This window comes from Streptomyces sp. NPDC058637 (assembly GCF_042717325.1).
GTDB lineage: Bacteria > Actinomycetota > Actinomycetes > Streptomycetales > Streptomycetaceae > Streptomyces.
Window position 1 is genome coordinate 2,870 of sequence record NZ_JBHXRD010000067.1, and the last position, 1,876, is coordinate 4,745.

Consider the following 1,876-nt stretch of genomic DNA (forward strand, 5'->3'; position numbering starts at 1 on the left):
CATACGTATAGGGCCAACGCCTGTATGGATGGGTAGGGGAGCGTCGTGTGCCGGGTGAAGCAGCCGCGGAAGCGAGTTGTGGACGGTTCACGAGTGAGAATGCAGGCATGAGTAGCGATACACACGTGAGAAACGTGTGCGCCGATTGACTAAGGGTTCCTGGGTCAAGCTGATCTGCCCAGGGTAAGTCGGGACCTAAGGCGAGGCCGACAGGCGTAGTCGATGGACAACCGGTTGATATTCCGGTACCCGCTTTGAAACGCCCAGTACTGAATCAGGCGATGCTAAGTCCGTGAAGCCGGCCCGATCTCTTCGGAGTTGAGGGTAGTGGTGGAGCCGATGAACCAGACTTGTATTAGGTAAGCGATGGGGTGACGCAGGAAGGTAGTCCAACCCGGGCGGTGGTTGTTCCCGGGGTAAGGGTGTAGGCCGTGTGGTAGGTAAATCCGTCACACATTAAGGCTGAGACCTGATGCCGAGCCGATTGTGGTGAAGTGGATGATCCTATGCTGTCGAGAAAAGCCTCTAGCGAGTTTCATGGCGGCCCGTACCCTAAACCGACTCAGGTAGTCAGGTAGAGAATACCGAGGCGTTCGGGTGAACTATGGTTAAGGAACTCGGCAAAATGCCCCCGTAACTTCGGGAGAAGGGGGGCCATCACTGGTGATTGGATTTACTCCATGAGCTGGGGGTGGCCGCAGAGACCAGCGAGAAGCGACTGTTTACTAAAAACACAGGTCCGTGCGAAGCCGTAAGGCGATGTATACGGACTGACGCCTGCCCGGTGCTGGAACGTTAAGGGGACCGGTTAGTGCACTTTCGGGTGTGCGAAGCTGAGAACTTAAGCGCCAGTAAACGGCGGTGGTAACTATAACCATCCTAAGGTAGCGAAATTCCTTGTCGGGTAAGTTCCGACCTGCACGAATGGCGTAACGACTTCTCGACTGTCTCAACCATAGGCCCGGTGAAATTGCACTACGAGTAAAGATGCTCGTTTCGCGCAGCAGGACGGAAAGACCCCGGGACCTTTACTATAGTTTGATATTGGTGTTCGGTTCGGCTTGTGTAGGATAGGTGGGAGACTTTGAAGCGGCCACGCCAGTGGTTGTGGAGTCGTCGTTGAAATACCACTCTGGTCGTGCTGGATGTCTAACCTGGGTCCGTGATCCGGATCAGGGACAGTGTCTGATGGGTAGTTTAACTGGGGCGGTTGCCTCCTAAAGAGTAACGGAGGCGCCCAAAGGTTCCCTCAGCCTGGTTGGCAATCAGGTGTTGAGTGTAAGTGCACAAGGGAGCTTGACTGTGAGACCGACGGGTCGAGCAGGGACGAAAGTCGGGACTAGTGATCCGGCAGTGGCTTGTGGAAGCGCTGTCGCTCAACGGATAAAAGGTACCCCGGGGATAACAGGCTGATCTTCCCCAAGAGTCCATATCGACGGGATGGTTTGGCACCTCGATGTCGGCTCGTCGCATCCTGGGGCTGGAGTCGGTCCCAAGGGTTGGGCTGTTCGCCCATTAAAGCGGTACGCGAGCTGGGTTTAGAACGTCGTGAGACAGTTCGGTCCCTATCCGCTGTGCGCGTAGGAATATTGAGAAGGGCTGTCCCTAGTACGAGAGGACCGGGACGGACGAACCTCTGGTGTGCCAGTTGTCCTGCCAAGGGCATGGCTGGTTGGCTACGTTCGGAAAGGATAACCGCTGAAAGCATCTAAGCGGGAAGCCTGCTTCGAGATGAGTATTCCCACCACCTTGAGTGGTTAAGGCTCCCAGTAGACGACTGGGTTGATAGGCCAGATGTGGAAGCCCGGTAACGGGTGGAGCTGACTGGTACTAATAGGCCGAGGGCTTGTCCTCAGTTGCTCGCGTCCACTGTGTT

At 55.8% G+C, this 1,876-nt stretch carries 1 rRNA gene (only partly in view); it reads left to right on the top strand.

From position 1 onward, the window contains the following. Positions 1-1,854: ribosomal RNA gene (locus ACFWVP_RS34730) — 23S ribosomal RNA — on the top strand; it begins 727 nt to the left of the window's first position. The last annotated feature ends 22 nt before the right edge of the window (positions 1,855-1,876 follow it).